26 protein-coding genes are annotated in these 21,737 nt (G+C 29.1%); 22 read left to right on the forward strand and 4 right to left on the reverse strand.

The features are described 5' to 3' along the window. The first annotated feature begins 43 nt into the window (after positions 1-43). The 8 genes from prmA to C820_RS04450 all read left to right on the forward strand — a co-directional run bounded on the left by prmA (position 44) and on the right by C820_RS04450 (position 9,358). A complete protein-coding gene (gene prmA, locus C820_RS04415; protein ID WP_004037927.1) occupies positions 44-1,021 on the forward strand; it encodes a 50S ribosomal protein L11 methyltransferase in 978 nt (325 codons plus the stop codon). A gap of 12 nt (positions 1,022-1,033) precedes the next feature. Beyond that, on the forward strand, positions 1,034-1,771 hold the full coding sequence (locus C820_RS04420; protein ID WP_004037926.1) for a 16S rRNA (uracil(1498)-N(3))-methyltransferase: 738 nt from the start codon (positions 1,034-1,036) through the stop codon (positions 1,769-1,771). Further along, complete coding sequence (locus C820_RS04425; protein ID WP_004037924.1) at positions 1,768-2,919, forward strand: cysteine desulfurase family protein; 1,152 nt, start codon at positions 1,768-1,770, stop codon at positions 2,917-2,919. Before C820_RS04420 ends, C820_RS04425 begins: the two co-directional genes overlap by 4 nt. 12 nt (positions 2,920-2,931) lie before the next feature. Continuing rightward, complete coding sequence (gene thiI / locus C820_RS04430) at positions 2,932-4,107, forward strand: tRNA uracil 4-sulfurtransferase ThiI (protein ID WP_004037922.1); 1,176 nt, start codon at positions 2,932-2,934, stop codon at positions 4,105-4,107. A gap of 64 nt (positions 4,108-4,171) precedes the next feature. Further along, a complete protein-coding gene (locus C820_RS04435) occupies positions 4,172-5,068 on the forward strand; it encodes a helix-turn-helix transcriptional regulator (protein ID WP_004037921.1) in 897 nt (298 codons plus the stop codon). Positions 5,069-5,131: 63 nt separating this feature from the next. Further along, positions 5,132-5,572, forward strand: coding sequence for a GyrI-like domain-containing protein (locus C820_RS04440; RefSeq protein WP_004037920.1), 441 nt, complete (start codon positions 5,132-5,134; stop codon positions 5,570-5,572). 260 nt (positions 5,573-5,832) lie between these two features. Then, positions 5,833-8,304, forward strand: a complete 2,472-nt coding sequence (locus C820_RS04445; protein WP_004037919.1) for an S-layer homology domain-containing protein — start codon at positions 5,833-5,835, stop codon at positions 8,302-8,304. Between the two features lie 181 nt (positions 8,305-8,485). Next, entirely contained in the window at positions 8,486-9,358 is an 873-nt protein-coding gene (locus tag C820_RS04450) for a radical SAM protein (RefSeq protein ID WP_004037918.1), read from the forward strand. Positions 9,359-9,427: 69 nt separating this feature from the next. Here the strand turns inward: C820_RS04450 and C820_RS04455 are convergent, their stop codons facing one another. Further along, entirely contained in the window at positions 9,428-9,976 is a 549-nt protein-coding gene (locus C820_RS04455; protein WP_004037911.1) for a hypothetical protein, read from the reverse strand. Between the two features lie 104 nt (positions 9,977-10,080). Between C820_RS04455 and C820_RS04460 the strand changes: the two genes are divergently transcribed. The 4 genes from C820_RS04460 (at position 10,081) to C820_RS04475 (ending at position 12,398) form a co-directional block, all read left to right on the forward strand. Continuing rightward, a complete protein-coding gene (locus tag C820_RS04460; protein ID WP_004037910.1) occupies positions 10,081-10,482 on the forward strand; it encodes a hypothetical protein in 402 nt (133 codons plus the stop codon). A gap of 344 nt (positions 10,483-10,826) precedes the next feature. Next, a complete protein-coding gene (locus C820_RS04465) occupies positions 10,827-11,249 on the forward strand; it encodes a hypothetical protein (RefSeq protein WP_004037909.1) in 423 nt (140 codons plus the stop codon). A gap of 86 nt (positions 11,250-11,335) precedes the next feature. Beyond that, a complete protein-coding gene (locus C820_RS04470) occupies positions 11,336-12,166 on the forward strand; it encodes a hypothetical protein (protein WP_004037908.1) in 831 nt (276 codons plus the stop codon). Between the two features lie 52 nt (positions 12,167-12,218). Continuing rightward, positions 12,219-12,398, forward strand: a complete 180-nt coding sequence (locus C820_RS04475; protein ID WP_004037907.1) for a hypothetical protein — start codon at positions 12,219-12,221, stop codon at positions 12,396-12,398. Positions 12,399-12,426: 28 nt separating this feature from the next. On the opposite strand, the gene C820_RS04480 is transcribed toward C820_RS04475, so the two are convergent. Continuing rightward, complete coding sequence (locus C820_RS04480) at positions 12,427-12,816, reverse strand: GNAT family N-acetyltransferase (protein ID WP_004037906.1); 390 nt, start codon at positions 12,814-12,816, stop codon at positions 12,427-12,429. A 186-nt stretch (positions 12,817-13,002) separates the two neighbouring features. Here C820_RS04480 and ychF point away from each other — a divergent pair, with 186 nt between their 5' ends. The 3 genes from ychF (at position 13,003) to hpf (ending at position 15,311) form a co-directional block, all read left to right on the forward strand. Next, entirely contained in the window at positions 13,003-14,100 is a 1,098-nt protein-coding gene (ychF, locus tag C820_RS04485) for a redox-regulated ATPase YchF (protein ID WP_004037905.1), read from the forward strand. Positions 14,101-14,117: 17 nt separating this feature from the next. Beyond that, positions 14,118-14,645, forward strand: coding sequence for a metallophosphoesterase (locus C820_RS04490; RefSeq protein ID WP_004037904.1), 528 nt, complete (start codon positions 14,118-14,120; stop codon positions 14,643-14,645). 123 nt (positions 14,646-14,768) lie between these two features. Next, complete coding sequence (gene hpf / locus C820_RS04495; RefSeq protein ID WP_004037903.1) at positions 14,769-15,311, forward strand: ribosome hibernation-promoting factor, HPF/YfiA family; 543 nt, start codon at positions 14,769-14,771, stop codon at positions 15,309-15,311. 57 nt (positions 15,312-15,368) lie between these two features. Here the strand turns inward: hpf and C820_RS04500 are convergent, their stop codons facing one another. After that, positions 15,369-16,289: an AraC family transcriptional regulator gene (locus C820_RS04500; protein ID WP_004037902.1), complete on the reverse strand. Its 921-nt coding sequence runs from the start codon at positions 16,287-16,289 to the stop codon at positions 15,369-15,371. Between the two features lie 123 nt (positions 16,290-16,412). Between C820_RS04500 and C820_RS04505 the strand changes: the two genes are divergently transcribed. Continuing rightward, complete coding sequence (locus C820_RS04505; protein WP_004037900.1) at positions 16,413-16,673, forward strand: hypothetical protein; 261 nt, start codon at positions 16,413-16,415, stop codon at positions 16,671-16,673. 79 nt (positions 16,674-16,752) lie between these two features. Here the strand turns inward: C820_RS04505 and C820_RS04510 are convergent, their stop codons facing one another. Further along, on the reverse strand, positions 16,753-17,271 hold the full coding sequence (locus tag C820_RS04510; protein ID WP_004037897.1) for an O-acetyl-ADP-ribose deacetylase: 519 nt from the start codon (positions 17,269-17,271) through the stop codon (positions 16,753-16,755). A gap of 481 nt (positions 17,272-17,752) precedes the next feature. On the opposite strand from C820_RS04510, the gene C820_RS04515 reads away from it, so the two are divergent. The 6 genes from C820_RS04515 to C820_RS04540 all read left to right on the forward strand — a co-directional run bounded on the left by C820_RS04515 (position 17,753) and on the right by C820_RS04540 (position 21,732). Further along, complete coding sequence (locus tag C820_RS04515; RefSeq protein ID WP_004037895.1) at positions 17,753-18,796, forward strand: ABC transporter substrate-binding protein; 1,044 nt, start codon at positions 17,753-17,755, stop codon at positions 18,794-18,796. A gap of 151 nt (positions 18,797-18,947) precedes the next feature. Continuing rightward, the gene (locus C820_RS04520) at positions 18,948-19,889 is read left to right on the forward strand and encodes an ABC transporter permease (protein ID WP_004037893.1); all 942 of its coding nucleotides are present in this window, start codon (positions 18,948-18,950) and stop codon (positions 19,887-19,889) included. Between the two features lie 2 nt (positions 19,890-19,891). After that, positions 19,892-20,686: an ABC transporter ATP-binding protein gene (locus C820_RS04525; RefSeq protein ID WP_004037891.1), complete on the forward strand. Its 795-nt coding sequence runs from the start codon at positions 19,892-19,894 to the stop codon at positions 20,684-20,686. 80 nt (positions 20,687-20,766) lie between these two features. Then, positions 20,767-21,051, forward strand: coding sequence for a hypothetical protein (locus C820_RS04530; RefSeq protein ID WP_156801459.1), 285 nt, complete (start codon positions 20,767-20,769; stop codon positions 21,049-21,051). Positions 21,052-21,106: 55 nt separating this feature from the next. After that, positions 21,107-21,481, forward strand: a complete 375-nt coding sequence (locus C820_RS04535) for an MmcQ/YjbR family DNA-binding protein (protein WP_004037886.1) — start codon at positions 21,107-21,109, stop codon at positions 21,479-21,481. A 41-nt stretch (positions 21,482-21,522) separates the two neighbouring features. Then, entirely contained in the window at positions 21,523-21,732 is a 210-nt protein-coding gene (locus C820_RS04540) for a hypothetical protein (protein WP_035296973.1), read from the forward strand. Positions 21,733-21,737: the final 5 nt, after the last annotated feature.

Below are 21,737 nucleotides of genomic sequence, written 5' to 3' on the forward strand. Positions count from 1 at the left end.
TTTTCGGCAGCCTTTTTTAAGAGATAAGAAAGGAGATTTTTTTTTGGAGTGGATAGAGATTTTTGTAGAAACGAGCCAAATTGGTTTAGAATTGGTAAGTGGCTTGCTATATCAGCATGGATTGACAGGACTTATGATAGAAGATGGCTCTGATTTTGAGGAATTTTTGCAAAATACTAATAGAGAGTGGGATTATATAGAAGATGAATTAGTAGAACAAAAACAAAAACAAGCTACAGGAATTACATTTTTTATAAGAGATAATGTACATGGTAGAGAACAGTTGTCAAATATAAAAAGTGCTTTGTTTTATTTGAAAGAACAAGAAAAAGAGTTCGATTTAGGAACGCTAAAGGTGACTGTAAAAAATATAAAAGAAGAAGATTGGGCAAATAATTGGAAAAAATATTTTAAACCTTTTGCAATAGGAGATAAAATTATTATAAAACCTTCTTGGGAAGAGTTAGAAGAAGCAACAGAAAAAATTGTATTAAAAATTGACCCAGCACATATTTTTGGTACAGGTACACATGAAACAACACAATTATGTATTGAATTAATAGAACAATTTGTAAAAAAAGGAGATAGCGTATTTGATATAGGTTGTGGAAGTGGTATACTTTCTATTGCTTCATTGCTTTTAGGTGCAGAGAATGCAGATGCTATTGATATAGATGTAAATGCAGTTGATGTAGCTTATAAAAATGCACAAAGGAATGATATTGAGAAAAAGAAATATCATGTTGTAGCAGGAAATATACTAAATGATGAAACATTGCATAAAACATATAGTGGTAAAAAATATGATGTAGTAGAAGCAAATATTGTAGCAGATGTGATTATAGCACTTTCGAAACAAGTACCAGAATATATTAAAAAGCAAGGTATTTTTATATGTAGTGGTATTATAAAGCAGAGAGAACAAGATGTAAAAATAGCATTAGAACAAAATCATTTCACAATATTAGATATAAAATATAAAAAGGATTGGGTTGCAATGGTATGTCGTTATGATGGATAAGGGGACAAAAAAATGCCTAAATTTTTTGTAACAAAACAACAAATAAAACAACAGATTGAAATATTAGGAGAAGATGCTAAACATATCAAAACAGTTTTAAGAAAAAAAGAAGGAGAAGAATTAATTGTTTGTGATGGAGAAGGCATAGATTATATTTGCAATATAAATCATTTTGAAGAAAATAGAATTATTGCTGATATTATAGAAAAACAACTTTGCCAAGCAGAGCCTCCCGTAAAAATTATATTATTTCAGGGATTGCCTAAAGCAGACAAAATGGAATTGATTATACAAAAGTGTATAGAGCTAGGTGTTGATACTATTGTACCTGTAGAAACAGAACGCTCTATTGTAAAATTAAATAAAAAAGAATATAAAAAAATAGAGCGATGGCAAAAAATTGCAGAAGCAGCAGCAAAACAAAGTGGCAGAGGTAAAATTCCTCAAATTGGAAATGTACTTTCATTTGAACAAGCATTACAGTATAGTAAAAAATTAGATAAATCGATTATACCTTATGAAAAAGAACAAAAAAGAAATTTAAAAGAGTTTATCAAAAAATTTGAAGGAAAGAGTATAGGTATTTTTATAGGAGCAGAGGGTGGTTTTTCTGAGCAAGAAATTGAAAAAGCAATTGAACAAAATGTACAACCTATTACATTAGGCAAAAGAATATTGAGAACAGAAACAGCAGGTATGATAACAACAGCAATATTGATATATGAAATAGAACAGGGGGATAGTATATGATTTATTTTGATAATGCAGCAACTACAAAAGCCTCTGAAGAAGTAGCAAAAAAAATGACAGAAATGCTTTGTTATAATTTTGGAAATCCAGCATCAGTAAATAAATTAGGATTACAAGCAGAAAAAGAAATTAGAAAAGCTACTGAAATTTTAAGCAATGGAATTCATTGTAAAACAAATGAAATTTATTATACTTCTGGAGGAACAGAAGGAGATAATTGGGCAATTTTTGGCACAGCAGAAGGATATCAAAGACAGGGAAAACATTTAATTACAACAAAAATAGAACATCCTGCTGTAAAAAAAACTATGGAAGCATTGGAACAAAAAGGCTATGAAATTACTTGGCTTTCTGTAGATAAAAGAGGAAAAATTGATTTGCAAGAGCTTCAAAATGCTATTAGAAAAGATACTATACTTGTAAGTATTATATTGATAAATAATGAAACAGGTGTGATACAAGACGTAGCAGAAATTGGAAAAATAATAAAACAAAAAAATGAAAATACATTATTTCATGTAGATGCGGTACAAGCGTTTGGAAAATATGCTATTGATGTAGAAAAAATGAGTATAGATTTGCTGACTATGAGTGCTCATAAAATTAATGGGCCAAAAGGTGTTGGTATGCTTTATAAAAGGCAAGGGTTAAAAGTGAAACCTTATATATTAGGAGGAGGACAACAGCAAGGACAGCGTTCTGGTACAGAAAATGGTGCTGGTGTAGCAGGACTTGGTGTAGCGGCAGATATTTGTTTTCAAAATATGAGAGAAAATCAGCAAACTGTTTTTGAAATAAAAAAGACATTAGCAGAAGGAATATTAAATGAAATTTCAGATGTACAAATAAATGGTGACACATTAGAAAAAAGTAGTCCTTATGTGTTAAATGTCACTTTTAAAGGATTAAGAAGTGAAGTATTGCTTCATGCACTGGAAAGTAAAGATATTTTTGTTTCTGCTGGTTCTGCTTGTGATAGTAAAAAGAAAGTAGGAAGTGCTGTATTGACAGCTATGGGATTGCCTTTTGAAGAAATAGAGGGGGCGATACGATTTAGTTTTTGCCAATATAATACAGTAGAGGAAGCGAAATGCTGTTTGGAGCAATTAAAAGAGATAGTACCGTTTTTGAGGAAATATAACCGATAGAAGGGAATTTGTATGGAAGAAAAAGTTTTGATAGTAAAATTTGGTGAGATTGCCATGAGAGGAAATAACCGCCACATATTTATTTCTCAATTAGTAAAAACAATGAGGAATAATTTGGAGAGAGAAGGAAATTTTTATATTGTAAAAGAACAAGGTAGGTTAATTGTAGAAGATAGAGGCGAAGAATTAGACTATGATAGAGTCATACCTAAAATTATACCTATATTTGGCTTGGTAGGAGTTTGTCCTGGTGTAAAAACAACAGACCAATCTATGGAAAATTTGAGAGAAGTTGCATTAAAACATATGCAGACATTTTTTAGCGAACAAAATATGACATTTAAAGTAGAAGTAAAAAGAGCAGATAAAAGATACCCATTAACATCAAAAGAAGTTGCAGCAGACATTGGGGGATATATACTGGAAAGAATGGAAAATTTGACAGTAGATGTTCATAAACCTAATGTAGTATTAAGAGTAGAATTGAGAAATGATGCTTATGTTTTTTCAAAGGTAATTAAAACATATGGAGGATTGCCTGTAGGTTCATCAGGAAAAGGAGTTGCATTGATGTCTGGTGGCATTGATAGCCCTGTTGCTGCATGGCTTATGGCAAAAAGGGGTATCGCTATAGAATGCGTTTATTTTCATAGTCCCCCTTATACAAGTGAATGGGCAAAACAAAAGGTAGAAGATTTAGCAGAAAGAATAGCTTGTTTTACAGGAGAAATAAAACTTCATGTGATACCTTTTACAGAAGTGCAGTTATATTTATTAGAACACGTACCTCATGATAAATTGACAATATTTTTGAAACGAACAATGATGAAAATTGCAGAAGAAATTGCCCATAAAAGTAATGCTTTGGCACTGATAACGGGAGATAGTGTAGGGCAGGTAGCAAGTCAGACATTGCAAGGTATTCATGCGATTAATTCTGTTTGTACTATGCCTGTACTTCGTCCTTTGGCTGGTATGGATAAACAAGAGATTGTAGACTTAGCAAAAAAAATAGGAACTTTTGACATATCTATTAGACCATATGAAGATTGTTGTACAATATTCGTAGCAAAGCACCCAGAAACAAGACCAAAAACAAATATTATAGAAGCAATAGAAAAGAAATTAGAAGATTTAGATAATTTAATAAAAAAAGCAGTAGAAGCAGAAGAAATTATTATAAAATAATGGAAAGAAGTCCTTTTATTAATTTGTAAAAGGACTTTTCTGCTTTAAGAAAAGAGGAAAATAATTGAAAATAGATAGATTATTTCAAATAGTATATGTACTTTTAGAAAAAAAGACTGTAACAGCTAAAATGCTTTCTGAACGATTTGAAGTGTCACAAAGGACAATATATAGAGATATAGATATATTAAGTCAATGTGGAGTACCTATATATGCTACAAAAGGAAGAGGAGGAGGTATTACATTATTAGAAAATTTTGTATTGAATAAATCCACTATGACGGAACAGGAACAAAATCAGATATTAATGGCATTACAAAGTTTACCAAAAGGAGGAAAAGAGAATGTAAAACAAACATTAGAAAAATATAGTAATTTTTTTCAAAAATCAAATGAAAACTGGATACAAGTTGATTTTTCGCAGTGGGGAGAACAGAGGGAAACTGTATTTGATATAATAAAGCAAGCAATTATAAATAAAAAAGTAATATCATTTACATATTATAACAGTAATGGAGAAAAAACAGATAGAAAAGTAGAACCTTATCAGTTGTGGTTTAAAAGTAGAAATTGGTATATAAAATCGTATTGTAGAAAGAAAAAAGATTTAAGATTGTTTAAAATAAGTCGTATGAGGGATGTTATTGTAACAGAAGAAGTGTTTGATACAATATGGCAGAATAAAGAGCAAAAAATTAATGAGAAAACATTTCAAGATATTACAATTATATTAGAAATAGATAGTATTGTCGCTTATAGAGTTTATGATGAATTTGAAATAGAACAAGTAGAAAAAAAAGAAAATGGAAATTTTTGTGTAAAAATGAACTGTATAGAAAATAGTTGGGTGTATGATTATATTATTTCTTGGGGAGAATATGCAATAGTAAAAGAGCCATATTTTGTAAAAAAGAAAATAGAACAAAAAATAAAAAATATGATAAAAAAATATAATATATGACAGATAGATGTCATATTTATTGTATTATACTGTTTCTATCAAAATATGAAGGAGGCAGTAAATATGGAATATGAAGTAGTAATGTTGGAAGAAAAAAGGGTAGTAGGTTTTTGTCAAAGAACAGGAAATGACAAAGAAGATATAGGTAATGTCATAGGTGGATTGTGGAAAAAATTGACACAAGTAAATGATATACAAGGAAGAAAAAACAAAAAATATATAGGATTGTATACAGATTATATAGGTATGGAATATGATACTACAATAGGGTGTGAAGTAAATAAAAATGCTCCAATACCAAAAGATATGACAGAAAAAATAATACCAGCAGGAAAATATGCCAAATTTGTGTTACATGGAGATGTTGTAAAAACAGTGCAGAAAGCATGGGGAAATATTTGGAAAATGAATTTAGAAAGAACATTTACAGGCGATTTTGAAGAATATCAAGAAGGTGAAGATATGCAAAATATGGAAATACATATTTATGTAGCAATAAAATAATATAAAATTTTCAGTAGTATATTTTTGGGGTATAAAAGTATACTACTGTTATATTTATAACGAAAAGCAACAAGTATATAAAAAATATGTACTACTTCACTATATTTTTTGTTATTTTATACTATAAAATTATAAAAATTTGAAAGAAAAATGTAACATAAAAAGGCTACTATTATACTGTTTTATATGGTAAACTGTTGCTATGAATTAACAATTTAGAAAATAGAGAAACAGAATATCATAAAAGGAGGGGCAATCCAATGAAACAGAAAATAGCAGTTTTATTGGTAGCTTGTGTGTTATCTACAAATTTTTATATTACAAGTTATGGAGCAAGTTTTTCTGACATTAACAATGTGCCATGGCCTGGTGCTGTAACATATATTAATACGGTATCTGATTTAGGATTGATGGTAGGGGATATTGATGCGAAGACAGGCAAAAGTATGTTTCGTGCAAAAGACCACGTTACTTACTGTGAAACAACACAATTAGCATATGCTTTGTTGAAGAAAACAGGAAAATTAAAGCATATAAACTCTGATACAGTTTCAAGATGGACACAAGTAATGCAGGGATATAATATACCAGCATGGGCATATGAAAGTGTTTCTTATGCTTTAGAAAATAATATTATTTCTTTAACAGATACTTCTCGCTTTGTTACAAAAAAGAATGGTGTTGTAACAAATAATTATGCAAGTAGAGAAAGCGTAGCAGTAATATTTGGAAAGTTTTTGAGTCATCTGTATACTGTAAATGCAAATGCTACATTAACATTTAATGATAAAGGTAGTATTGCAAGCACTTCTGTACCTTATGTAGATTTGTTGGCAAGACTAAATATTATGGTTGGAGATACAGACTCTAACTTTACGCCAAAAGCAGCAATTAATAGGGCAGAAACAGCTGTATTAGTATCAAAAACATATGATGTATTAAATAGCAATACACCAATTACGCAACCTGATACAAATAATATTATTTCTGGAACAATTACTTCTTTAGAACAAAATGGAAATAATAAATTGATTGCCATTACAACAGCAAAAGGGGACAAACAAGGATTTATAGTAGATAATACAACAACTATATATCAAGGAGATACTACAAAAACAATTAATTTGTCTATGTTAGAAATTGGAGATGGTGTTTCAATAGAGTATGAAAGTTCTAAAGCAAAAGTAATACGCTTGGTAAATGATGTTGTACCTTCTACATTAGAAGTAAAAGGAAGTATAGATGATGTTACATCAAGTAAAATTACATTAGTAAAGAGTGATAAAAGTACAGAAAGCTATTATTTTGCAAAAGACTTTGACATTACATTAGATAAAAAGGATATTTCACAAAAAGATTTGCTTGATGAATTTGATGAATATGTTTTAGACGCAATATTAACATTAGATGGTAGCGGAAATATTATAGCAGTAGATGTTACAAAAGGAAAGGAAACAGGAGTTACTGGTATATTAGTAAGTATTTCTGAAGATGAATTGAGTGTAAAAGAAAGTAAAAATAGTAAAACAAAAGACTTTGAATGGGTAAGTAATCCTGATATTTATTTAGAAGGAAAAGAAAGTACTGTTAGTAGAGTAAGAAAAAAATTAAATGATGAAACATTGTATGCAAAATATTATTTAGATAGTAAAGATAGAGTAAAAAAGGTAATGGTGTCAGAAGATGAATTCGGAGAAGCAGACACAAAATCAACTATTACAGGTACAATTTCTTCTATTGATGAGGATAGTGTAAAAATACGAAAAAGAAGTGATGGTAAAAGAGAAGAATTTGATTTTGCCTCAAAAATAAAATATTATTTAGATGGAGATAGTTGTAGTTTTAGAGATGTGGAAAAAGCATTTAATAAAGAAGATGATAAAACTGACCCTGCTGATTTTTACATTAAGGTGTATTTAGATGATGATGGTGATGTAAAAGAATTGTATGCTTCTTTAAGTAGTAAGAATTTAGAAGGTAAAGAAAAATATGAAACTATAGACGGAAAAGTCTTACGTATGAGTGAAGATGAAATTAGAGTAGAAGAAGATAACGAAAAGGCAAAGAATTATGATATAGCTAGAAATGCAGACTATTATATTGAAAATAATAAATCAGAGTTTGAAATTAGTACCTATACTAAAGTAAAAAAAGCCTATGATGAAGCTTGTGATGATGATGATGATTTCTTTGTGACATTATATTTAGATGATGATGATGAGGTAATTAAAATTGAGGCTTCTCCTGAAAGGGATTCTTATGGTAGAGAAGTGACAGGTACAATTACAAAATTAAGTAAAAATTCTGTAACATTAAAAGATAAAAGTAGTTATGATATGGATAACGTAGATGATATTAAAATGTATCTAAATGATAGTAAAGTAAAGAAATTAGAAACATTAGAAGACCTAGTAAATGATAGAGATATTACATTAAAAGCAGTATTAACTATTGAAAGTGGAGAAGTAACACAAATAGACGCATATTATTATGAAGTAAAAGGAGAATTATTGTCTGTTGATGGTAAGGCAATGGAAGTAAAAACAACAGATGATACAACAATAGAGGATATTGAAGTATTAAGGACATCTATAGATGTAACAGGAGATTATACTTCATTTAGAGATATGACAGCAGCATTAAGAACAGAAAATATTACTGTAACATTAGAATGTAGTGATGATGAAGATGATAGAGGAAAAGTCATTAAAATTACAGCAAAAAATGATTAAACTATAGTAATATAAAAGGCAGTATACAAACCGTAAATTGTAAATTTTAATATAAAAATTTGCAGTTTGCGGTTTTTTATAAAAATTGTTTTGATAGAATTTGAAATTTATATTGATAAAATAGCTATGGTAACGGTATAATAAAATAATGGGAACTAAAAAGAAAGGATTGAAAAAATATATGAGATATGAAGGTACAGTGTATCGTCCACCAAGTGAAGCAAGTAGCTTAATTATACAGTTAACAATAGGGTGTGCTAGAAATACCTGCACATTTTGTGCAATGTATAAAGATAAAACATTTCGTGTAAGAGATTTGCAAGAAGTAGTAGAAGATTTAGAAATGGCAAGAAAATATTATCAAAGAATAAAAGTTAGAAGAATATTTTTGGCAGATGGAGATGCACTTATTGTAAAAACAGAAGATTTACTTTATATATTGAATAAGTGCAAAGAATATTTTCCAGAAGTAGAAAGAATTTCTGTTTATGGTGCACCAAAAGATATTATACACAAAACACCAGAAGAATTAAAGCAGTTAAAAGAGGCTGGATTAGATATGGTTTATATGGGATTAGAGTCAGGAGATGACCAAGTATTAAAAGAAGTAAAGAAAGGTGTAACAGCAGCAGAAATGATAGAAGCAGGACAAAAAGTCCGTGCTGCTGGTATGGTGCTTTCTATGACAATTATATCTGGTTTAGGTGGTAAGAAATTAATGAGAGAACACGCATTGAATAGTGCTAAAGTAATTAGTGCAATTAAACCAGAATTTGTAGGATTTTTGACACTGCTATTAGAACCAGGAACACCAATGTATGAACAGTATAGAGCAGGAGAGTTGGATTTGTTAAGCCCTGAAGAAGTGCTTGATGAAACACAACTATTTATTGAAAATGTAGATGCAGAGGGTACAGTATTTAGAGCAAATCACGCTTCTAATTATATTCCTTTGGCAGGTACATTAAATGCAGAAAAGCACATTATATTAGAGCAAATAAAACGTTCTAAAGAGCAAAGTAGTTATAGACCGGAAACATTTAGAGCATTGTAATAAAAAAGTGTGGGGTAAATGCCCCACACTTTAATAAATAATAAATTCAATAGTTTTATGTAAATTATTTTAGTCTAAATCAATAAATTCTACTGTGCCAGAAGCACGATTAGAACCAGAGTCGTTAACAACTTCTCCATAATATTTTGTCTTTACTTTTAATTTTGGATTGTAGATATGTTGTGTTTCATCTTGTGTTGCAGAAAAAGTACCTCTAAGATTATATGGCATTGACATAAGTCCATTTGCATCAACATAACAAAGGCCAATTGTTAAATTTCCTTTTTTATTACTAGAGTCTGGTGAGGAATAGATTTCTAATACACCATTTGAAATATCATTAGACATTAAATATTTTGGCTTTGATGATTGAGATGTATCAATCCAACCTTTAGGACTTAAAGAGTAAGACATTTCAAATAAAAGATTAGAAGTCATACGAGGACTTGTTTCTTCCTTATCTTCAAGAAGTACACCATTATAACCGCCTGCTGGTGTAATAAGAGTACCTTCTTCATCATAATATGGTTCAAATTCATTAGAAGATGCAAAAGCAGAACCTATACAACTCATTGATAATATGCTTGCAGTAAGCAGTAAAAAAAGTTTTCTTTTCATTAAAAATACCTTCTTTCTCTTGTGATAAAAATCTATTGAAATATTATTATTTATATAGTATAATACATCACAAAAAAAACAAGAAAAGAAAGGAATTTTGACGAATGAAAACAAAAAAAGCAATATTGTCAAAAATTATAGTCATATACATTGCTGTTTTGTGTATTTTTTATTTATTTTATACACAAAATGATAGGAATGAAAAAAGAATGATAACAAATTATACACAGGAATTTTTTAATGAAATTTTAAACACATCAGAAGATCTAGAGAAAAGAGATATAGATAAACTACTAGGCGTATATTATAGTAAATTTACAGGAACAGAGAAAGAATTTGTTCCTAGGGCTGTTTTAAGTAGTTTAAAAATAAAAAATTATACTTTGAGCAAAGCAGAAAAATTAACAGACAGATTATATAGAATTTTTACTCATTTAGATTCAGATAGCTTAAAAGATTATGAAAAAGATGGTTATACATATATTGCATTAATAAATAATCAATAGCGTATTATAATTGGAGTATATAATATACCAGAAGAATATAAAAAGGAAGTAGAAGAAAAAGGAATTATACTGGAAGATCCTAAACCAGATGACGGCACAATCATATTAGACTGGGATGATTATGGTGTAAATTGGGAATAAAATTGCTATGGAAGCTATATAAAAAGTATTGGTAGTATAGTGTAGCTAATATAATTTGTTTTTGTAGTTTTTAGTGGTGTTTGAAAACTGTTATAATCATTAGAAGAATAGATAATAAATATTTAAAAAGTTGTAATAAAAAAGTGTGGAGGAAATACTCCACACTTTTATAAATTTTAGTTATAATAAATAGGGAGAATGATATGGAGCGAAAATATTGTAAAAATTTTATAAAAAATATTATATTTGTTGTAATCATTAGCTGCGTATTAAATGTAGTTATATGGATTGCTTTTCATGGTATTCCTGTTGTGGGTATTCCTAATATAGAAGAAGTAGAAAGTATTACAATAAAATATAATAATGTACAACAAAAAGAAATTATAAAAAAGGAAGAAATAGAATTATTAGTAAAATCTAGTAATATTTTAAATTATAAAATTTTAGGGAAAAAAGAGGGGCAACCTGTTATTTCTGTGATTTACCATTTAAAAAATGGTAAAGATGTAATGATTGAAGCAAATTATACTACAGTGTGGTGGAAAGGGAAATCATATGAAATAAAAGAAAAAGATATGTTTATAAATATTATAACAGCATTATTTTTTGATTTAGAAAAAGAGTAATGTTTTCTTAATAAATAATTCGTGATATAGTATATTTAAAATAATGTTGATAATGTAATTACATAGATATAAAAGGAGTCGGTGACATGGCGTGGCTGGGATTATTTGCCCTCATCGTTTTTTATTGGTGTTTTTTTACAGCTATAGTAACAGGCAGAAGAAGTTGGATTTGGTTAGGTGTACTTTGTATACCTGTACTGATTATGGCTATTGGATATAAAACAGGTATGCAAATTAATGGATTGATTGTAATATTATGTGTGTTTATGTTTGTAGTTTGTAGAAATAGTTTAAAAGATATATTGTTGTGGAACCAAAAAGGAAGAAAATATCATTGGATATTTTTAGGGATATTGTGGTTGTTGTGTTTTTTATTTTTGTTTTATTGTATTATAGAATTGCAGATAAAAGGGTATTTATATGATTTTCAAGGTTGGAATATAGAAAAAAGAAATTCTTTTCGTATTACTATTACAACATTGCCTATTGTATGGATTTCTTATTATTATGGAGAAATGTTTTATAACAGTGTAGATAGATTATGGAGAAGAAAAAGAGAATTGATATTAATTGCTTGCAACTTTTTTGTGGCAAATAATAGAGGAGGAGATACAGGAATTGATAAAGGTTATTTTTTAGATGGTGTAAATAATGGAATTAATTATCATTTTCGTATGACAAAGGGTACATATTATATGCTTCAAAAAGAAAAGGCATTGCGTTTAAAAATACAAAAAGGATTGTTGGGAGGATTGTATGTTTCAGAAAATCCTTGTCCTAACAATATGAGAAAAACATTACGACGAGATAGAAAAAATGCAAAAATTGGAATTTTAGTATTTTTTTTGGTATTAATATTTGGAGTACTTTTGTTCTTTTTCCCTCAAGTGTTTGAAGTATTGTATTTTTGGAAATGAAAAAAGCGTATTTTTTTATAAAAAGAGTAAATGCTATAATTGAGGTGATATTATGTTAAAATGTTTAAAAAACTTTGACACATTACCTGCACAAATGAAAAAACAAATTATAGATAATAGCAAAGATATGAATGCTTTTTATACTTTGCCTTTGGAACAAAGACAGGGAGTGCTTGATAGAATTGCAAGTTTAAATACAGAAGCAGAAATTAGAGCATATCTGAAAAAGTAATATTTATAATAAAGTGTATTCCTATAGTTTAGGAATACACTTTTTGTATTGTTATTGCATAGGATTGTAAACTTTTTTGACAACCATTTTTTTCATAAAATTCTTCTACCTCAGGTTTTGCACCAAAATAGAGCATAGTTGGAGTATTATATTTAGCAAGTTGAAGAAGTTTAGTACCAATTCCCTGATTTTGATATTTTGGAAGAACAAGTAATTCTGTAATAGTCCCAAAAAAATAACCATCTGAAAGAATTCGTAAACAAGCTACAAGTGTTTTATTATCATAAGCAGTTATATTTAATGTTTTAGATAATGCAGATTGTGTTTTATCTATATCGTAATTTCCAGCCCATATATGATTAACAAATGAAATAAATATTGAAGCATTCAGTTCTTTGTCATTAATTTTATATTCCATTATTTTTATCTCCTATAAAATTCAGATTATTAATAAAAATTTTATCATAAGAGTTTAACTTTTTCAATATGGTATCAGCAGTTTAAAAATAACTTATAAAGTATATTGTTGCATAGTATTTGCCTTTGAGATATAATAACGATAATATGCAGCAGAAAAATGACAAATTAAGAGAGGAAGAAAAATATGAAATTAGGTATTGTAGGTCTTCCAAATGTTGGAAAGAGTACACTTTTTAATTCTATGACATTAGGAAAAGCAGAGGCAGCAAATTATCCTTTTTGTACCATTGACCCTAATGTGGGCATTGTTGCAGTACCAGATGAAAGATTAACAAAATTAACAGAAATGTATCATTCTGAAAAAACAACACCAGCAGTAATAGAATTTGTAGATATTGCAGGGCTTGTAAAGGGAGCAAGTAAAGGGGAAGGATTAGGCAATAAATTTTTATCTCATATCAGAGAAGTAGATGCAATTGTTCATGTAGTACGTTGCTTTGAAGATAGTAATGTAGTACACGTAGACGGTAGTGTAGACCCTATTAGAGATATTGAAACAATTAATTTAGAATTAATATTTTCTGATTTAGAAATATTAGAAAGACGCATTTCGAAAACAGTAAAAGCAGCAAAATCAGATAAATCATTGCAAAAAGAATTAGAAATATTACAAATATTGAAAACGGCATTAGAGGAAGGGAAATGTGCCAGAGCAGTAGAATTTGAAACACCAGAGGACATAGCATTTGTAGAAAGTTTGACACTTTTAACACAAAAGCCTGTATTATATGCAGCAAATGTGTCTGAAGAAGATTTAGCAGATAATGGGGCAGGAAATCAATATGTAAATAGAGTACGTATATTTGCAGATAGTGAAAATTCAGAGGTATTTGTACTTTGTGCTAAAATTGAGGAGGAAATTTCCGATTTAGATGAAACAGACAAAAAAGAATTTTTAGCAGATATGGGAGTAGAAACAAGTGGCTTAGATAGACTAATTTCAGCGAGTTATAAATTGTTGGGATTGATAAGTTATTTGACAGCAGGGGTAACAGAGAGTCGTGCATGGACAATTAAAAAAGGTACAAAAGCACCAGGTGCAGCAGGAAAAATACACAGTGATTTTGAGAGGGGATTTATAAGGGCAGAGGTTGTAAGCTATGATGATTTGATAAATATTGGCTCTTATAATGGAGCAAAGGAACAGGGACTAGTACGTTCAGAAGGAAAAGAATATGTTGTAAAAGATGGAGATGTGATATTGTTCCGTTTTAATGTGTAATATGGAGGGAAATATCGTTGTTGTATTTTACATCAGATTTGCATTTTTACCATGAAAATATTATTCGGTATGCAAATAGAAATTATTATACTGTAGAAGAAATGAATAATGATTTAGTAAAAAAATGGAATGAAAAAATAAAACATTATGATGAAGTATATATATTGGGTGATTTTACAATGAAGGGTGCAAAATTAGCTACAGATATATTGTGTCAGCTGAAAGGCAAAAAACATTTGATACGAGGCAATCATGATGACTTTGTAGATAGTTCTGAATTTGATAAATCATTATTTGCTTCTATACAATATTATACAGAAATTGTTTATTCTAATGTAAAGTTAGTGCTATTTCATTATCCAATATTGGAATGGAATGGTATGTTTAGAGAAAGCATTTCACTTCATGGACATCAGCATAATAATGAATATTATAATTATAAAAATTTAGAAAATAAAATCCGTAGGTATGATGTAGGTGTTGATGCAAATTATATGACACCTGTAAGTGTAGAATATATTATTTCTTTTTTTAGTATGATTTGATGAAATAACAAAAAAGAAATAAAAAAAAGAAGGATTTTTGATTTTTATATAGAATATATAACATAAAAGGAATAATGAAAAATAACCGATACTTTTCGGGTCATATAGAAGGGAGTTGTTTTTATGCGTTATAATTTTATAGGAAAAAATATAGAAGTAGGGGAAAAGACAAAAGAAAAGGTAAGTGCAAAATTATCAAGAATTGATAAATTTTTCCCAGAAGAAACCGTAGCCACAGTGACATTAAGTAGTGAGAAATTGGGCACTAATATTGAAGTAACAATCCCTTATCACAAAAGAATGATCCGTGCAGAAGTAAGAGATGCTGATATGATGGCAGCAGTAGATGAAGCTATTGACATTTTGGAAAATCAAGTAGTTCGTTATAAAAAACGTTTAAGAACAAAAGTTCGTCAAAGTGCAGAAGCCTATCGTGTAGAATATGAGTCACTTCATATTGCAGAGGAAGATTTAGATGAAGAACCATTGTATAAAATTGAAAGAATTAAACATTTTGAAGTAAAACCTATGGACGCAGAAGAGGCTGTTATGGAGATGGAATTAATCGGCCATAGTTTCTTTGTATTTAGAGATGCAGAAACAGAAAATATCAATGTAGTATATAAAAGAAAAAATGGTTCTTATGGCTTGATAGACCCTGAATAATACAAAAAATATATAAAGAGAGTGGAATATTCCACTCTCTTTTTGTATGAATTATTTTTAAACAGCATTTTTTAAAGATAGACTTTTACGATATTGTAAGGGAGTGACACCCATATATTCACGAAATACTTTGCTAAAATAACTGGAACTATTAAATCCTGTAGAAAGAGCAATTTCTGTAATAGAAAGTGTTGTATTTTGTAAAAGAGATGAAGCAATAGAAATGCGATATTTAGTAATGTATGTCATAGGTGTTGTATGTAATATTTTTTCAAAACAGCGGAAACATTCTCTTTGACTAATATTTACAGAAGAAGAAAGTGCTTCAAGTGAAATAGGTTGATTGTATTGTGTATGAATGTATTCTAATAATTGCTTTGTACGTTGATATTCTATAGTATTATAAGAACTTGGAGTATAAAAGGCAGATTGACAGTTTTGAATAATTTCATAGCAAATATAAGAAAGTTGTTCTCTTATAGTAAATAAAAAGGCAGAAGGTTCTTCTGTAAAAAGCGAACAAGCCTTTTTAAAATGTTCAATACAGTTTTTCTGCCAATCTGTTTCGGCACAAAATACAATGTAATGTAAATTGTGACAACAAAGCAAAGGAGAAATATAACGCTCCATATATATACTTTTATTGTTTCCACTTACTAATTCTGCATCAAATACAATAGTGATTGCAGTACAATTTTGTTCGGAAGCCTTTTTCATAAAATGTAGTACATTGGTATTTATAAAAAGAAGCTGCCCTTTTTGTAATGTAAGTGTAGTTTCGCCTAAGTCTACAAAAAGATTTCCCTCTGTTACAAGTATAAGTTCTAAATCTTTATGCCAGTGCCAAGGGATTTCAGGACGTATATAATATTGAAAATCAGTAGTATAAACAGTGCAAGGAAAAAGAGGTTCTATATGAGAATAAATCTGTTTTTGGTTTTGGTCTGTAATGACATTACAATGGTCTATCGCTTTCATAAAAAAACTCCTTTGGCAGTATTATATTATTTTTTGACAGTATTATAAAAGAATATATCAATTATTGGCAGTATAATAATAACAGAAAAAGAAAAGTAATACAATAATAAGGGGAGAAAAATTATGGTAACAATATATAATATTCAAGATTTAGAATTATTTTTTGATAGTATTAATGACTTTGAAAATCCAGTAACAATACAAACAAAAAAGGGACAATATAGCCAAGATTTAAGAAATAATACAACATTGCAAGAAGTGCTGATTTCTGTAGCGGGAGAAAAAGGATTGGAACAGATTTGTTTAAATGTAGAAGGAAATAAAGATTTAGATAAAATTGTGACATTTTTGTTGTCAATGAATAAACAGGGGCGTTACTCTTAAAGTAAAATTACTATAATGTTGCTATAGGAGGCGTAACAAAAGTAAGGCTATCAAGTTATTTGACAGCCTTACTGTATTGTTATTTTTTATAACTTTTAAGTGCCTTTTCATAAGTACGAAATGTAATTTCGTCGAAACAAACCATTTGTACTTTTTCAATGTCATTGTTATTTTCTAAAAATGTCATAATTTCTTTTACAGCAATTTCAGCTGCTTGTTCCACAGGATAACGATAAACGCCAGTGCTGATAGATGGAAAAGAAATTGAAGTAATATCATATTCTTGAGCCAATTTTAAGCTATTGCGGTAACAATTTGCTAAAAGTTCAGCTTCTCCTTTGTTGCCACCACGCCAAATAGGGCCAGGTGTATGTATTACATATTCTGCACGTAATTTATAACCAGAAGTAATTTTTGCCTCACCTGTAGGACAACCACCTAATGTTTCACATTCCAAAAGTAACTCCTTACCAGCTGCTCTATGAATAGCACCATCTACACCACCACCACCTAAAAGAGATGTATTCGCTGCATTTACAATTGCTTGTGTTTTTACTCGTACAATATCCCCTTTTATGACAAAAAAACGTTCTGCCATGACATATCCCTCCTTTATTTTTTATTTTATCCCTTTTTCTGTTTTTCGTAAAGTAAATTTTTAGAAAAACAATTTTTTCCAATAAAAGTGAACATATATTACAATACTTTTTGTGTTATAATGTATAAAATAATGAAAAGAGTAAATGTATTTAATGTATTGTATTTGTTTTAAATGTTATAGAATAAATATCAATAGCAAAAATATATAATTCTTTCCTAATTTGTACAATAATACAAGTAATAGAAATATAAAATTATAGTAAAACTGAATATAATTTTAAAACGTGCATGATTATAAGCATAATTTTTTATGTAAAATATACAATACAATGTTATGTTTTTGTTCAAAATATAAACTTACTTTAAAGCGTTACGCTTTAAATTGTTAAATTAAAGTTTGACTTTAAAATAAAGGAGTAATAAAATGATAACATCATTAAATACAGAAATAATTAAAAAGTGTTTGAGGGAGGAAAATCATGAAGAAGGGAATTTTTAGAACAATTTGTTCTTTTACTGTAGCAACCGCTATGATTTTAACAGCAACAGCTTGCAGCAACAGTCAACCAACAGAACCACAAGATGAACAACAACAGCAATCAACAGAAGGAGAACAAATTAAAATTGGTATATTACAGTTAATGGAACATGACGCTTTGGATAATGCAAGAAATGGTTTTATAGATGCTTTGGCAGAAAGCGGTTATGTAGATGGTGAAAAGATTGTGATTGATGTACAAAATGCACAAGGCGACCAATCCAATTTGAAAACAATGAGCCAAAAATTTGTAAATGATAAAGAGGACTTGATACTTGCTATTGCGACACCAGCAGCACAGTCTGTTGCAGCAGAAACACAGGAAATTCCTATTTTAGCAACAGCAATTACAGATTATCCTGAAGCAGGACTTGTTGCTTCTAATGAAGAACCTAATGTAAATCTTTCTGGTACAAGTGATAAAACACCTGTAAAAGAACAACTTGCACTTTTAAAACAAATATTGCCTGATATAAAGAAAGTAGGTATTATGTATAACTCTAGTGAAGCGAATTCTGAGATACAAGCAAGGTCAGCAATAGAAGCCTGTGAAGAATTAGGCCTTACTTATCAAGAAGGTACAGTAACAAATGTAAATGATATTCAGCAGGTAGTACAATCTATTGTAGGAGATGTAGATGCTTTATATATTCCGACAGATAACACATTCGCTTCTGCAATGCCTTTAGTAGCTTCTATTACAGATGTAGAAAAAATACCTGTAATATGTGGTGAAAATGGTATGGTAAAAGGTGGCGGATTAGCAACAGTAGGGATTGACTACTATAAACTTGGACAGCAGACAGGTAAAATGGCAGTTCGTGTATTAGAAGGGGAAGATGTTTCAAAAATGCCTGTTGAATTTCCAGACTCTACAGAAGTATGTATCAATTTAGATACAGCAGAAAAAATTGGCGTAACAATACCACAAGAAATTGTTGATAGTGCAGCAATTGTTATTAAAGATGGAGATGTTACAGAATAAATTGATAATTTAAGAACCTTTTCAAAATTATAAATGAAATATTTTTCTTTTGAGAAAGTTACTCAGAGATAGTTTGATTGACAGTATAAGAGAGTGCTGAGAAGCACTCTCTTTCTATAATTTATAAATATAGTATGGAATGGGTGAAAGTATGACTTTAATTTCAATGGCATCTTTTTTAAGTGCTGTTTCGCAAGGATTATTGTGGTCTATATTAGCGATTGGAGTATATATTACATATCGTGTATTAGACTTTGCAGATTTAACAACAGAAGGAAGTTTTCCATTAGGAGCAGCTATAGCAGCACAATGTATTGTAAATGGAGGAAATCCTTTTACTGCAACAATGTTTTCTTTTATTGTAGGATTGATTGCAGGACTTATAACAGGAATATTACATACAAAATTAAAAATACCTGGACTTCTTGCAGGTATATTAGTTATGACAGGTTTATATTCTATTAACTTGAGAGTAATGGGAGGAAAAGCAAATTTGCCTTTGCTAAAACAAACAACAATAATAACATCAGTTGTTGAATTTTTTAGTACAGAAACAAATACATTTTCTACAGCAAATGCAGTTATGTTAGTAGGTATTGTATCTGTAGTAGTGGTAATATTTTTATTATGGCTAATGTTTTCAACAGAATTTGGATTTGCACTGAGAGCAACAGGTGATAATCCACGTATGATAAGTGCATTAGGTGTAAATACAGATATTATGATTATATTAGGATTGATGATTAGTAATGGTTTAATATCTTTGTCAGGAGGATTAATTGCACAATATAATGGTTATGCTGATGTAGGTATGGGAGTTGGTACGATTGTTATTGGATTGGCTTCTGTAATTATAGGAGAGGTTTTACTAGGCAGAAGAGGTATGGCATGGTGTTTAACTTCTGTAGTAGTAGGTTCTATATTATATCGTATTATTATTGCTTTTGTATTGGCAAATAAATTGCAGCCAACAGATTTAAAATTGTTCTCATCTATTGTATTAGTAATTTGTTTGTCATTGCCTGCAGTAAAAGAATGGTATAGAGATTTTACAAATAGACGAAATCATAAAACAGAAGTAAAGGAGGGATAATAATGTTAAAAGTAAATGGTATCAAAAAAACATTTTCTCCTGGTACAGTAAATGAAAAGCGAGCGATTAAAGAAATTACATTTCATTTAGAACCTTCTGATTTTATGACAGTAATAGGAGGAAATGGTGCAGGAAAATCTACTATGTTAAATGCTATTGCAGGTATATTTAAAGTAGATACAGGTAGTATTGTTATTAATGGTAATGATGTTACAAAATTGCCTGAATATAAAAGAGCTATTCATATTGGACGTGTTTTTCAAGATACGAGAATGGGAACAGCTTCCGATATGACAATAGAAGAAAATATGGCTATGGCATTGCGTAGAGGAAAAAGTAGAGGCTTAAGAAAGGGCATTACAAAAGCAGAAAGAAGTTTGTTTAGAGAAAGACTTGAAATATTAGATTTGGGATTAGAAAATCGTATGACAGCAAAAACAGGTTTACTATCTGGAGGACAAAGACAAGCACTTACGTTGCTTATGGCAACTATGACAAAACCAGAATTGCTTTTGCTAGATGAGCATACAGCAGCATTAGACCCTAAAACAGCTAAAAAAGTGTTGGAATTGACAAATCAAATTATTACAGAAGATAAATTAACAGCACTAATGATAACACATAACATGCAAGATGCTATTAGATTAGGAAATCGATTGATGATGCTTCACAAAGGTAGAGTACTTATTAATTTGCAAACAGAAGAAAAGAAAAATTTGAAAGTGGCTGATTTGCTAAAAATGTTTGAAAAAGCAAGTGGTACAGGTATGACAAATGATAAAATGCTATTAGGATAATAAATAATAAAATGAAAAGGACTTATAAAAAAGTCCTTTTTTTGTTAAGGATAAAAATAGAAAAAAGAATAAAGATTGCAATGATATTTTTAATAACAATAAATTTTATATTATTTTTAAATATAAAATGTAAAAGAGTAGTAGGAGGAACAAGTTTAAATATAATAGATGATTTAAGTTGGTTAAATATTATAAATGGCTATATAATGGTAAAAACAAAAAGCAGAAATTTTATTTTTAAAGTAAAAAATATTGATTTATTTTGGTCAATATCTGGTTTTTTAAATATTGGTTTAGTTTTATATGATAGTAAAGAGTTTAATTTTTTAAGTATTGGATATGAGGTGCATATAATATCAAAATAAAAAAATTGGAAATTTAGGTTTAATAAATTAAAAAAATATAAAGGAGAAAACTTTAATGAATAAACAAGAATTGATAAAATATATTACAGAAAATTATAGTGTAGATGCAGAATTTCCATGGACAAAATATCCAGATAATATTGTGTTTCGCCATAATAGCAATAAAAAATGGTTTGCATTGATTATGACTATTTTAAAAGAAAAATTAGGAATAATGGAATGTGGTACAATAGATATTATGAATGTAAAATGTGAAACTGCTATGATAAATTCTTTTAGAGCAGAAAAAGGAATTTATGCAGCATATCATATGAATAAAGCAAATTGGATTTCTGTGGCATTAGATGATAGTGTAAGTGATGAAAAGTTGAAAATACTGATAGATATGAGTTTTTGCTTAACAGCTCCAAAAATAAAAAAAGTGAAATGAAAAATAATTTGCAATTAAAGAAAGGATAAATATAAATTGTGATGTTATTATCAAAATTAGAAATTATTGATATGGTTGAAAGGATTAAAATTTTGAATAATCTAGGAAAAGTAAAACAAAGTGATAGATTACTGGAATTATTAGAAAAAGGGGTAGTTGACCCATATGTTTCAGATTATATATATTATAGCGATATGTCAGCAGAAGAAATTGCGGATAAGGTATTGTCATATAAGCCAATTTATTTATAATTTAT

The organism is Clostridium sp. MD294 (genome assembly GCF_000364165.2).
In the GTDB taxonomy this organism is placed as follows: Bacteria; Bacillota; Clostridia; order Lachnospirales; family Anaerotignaceae; genus Coprocola.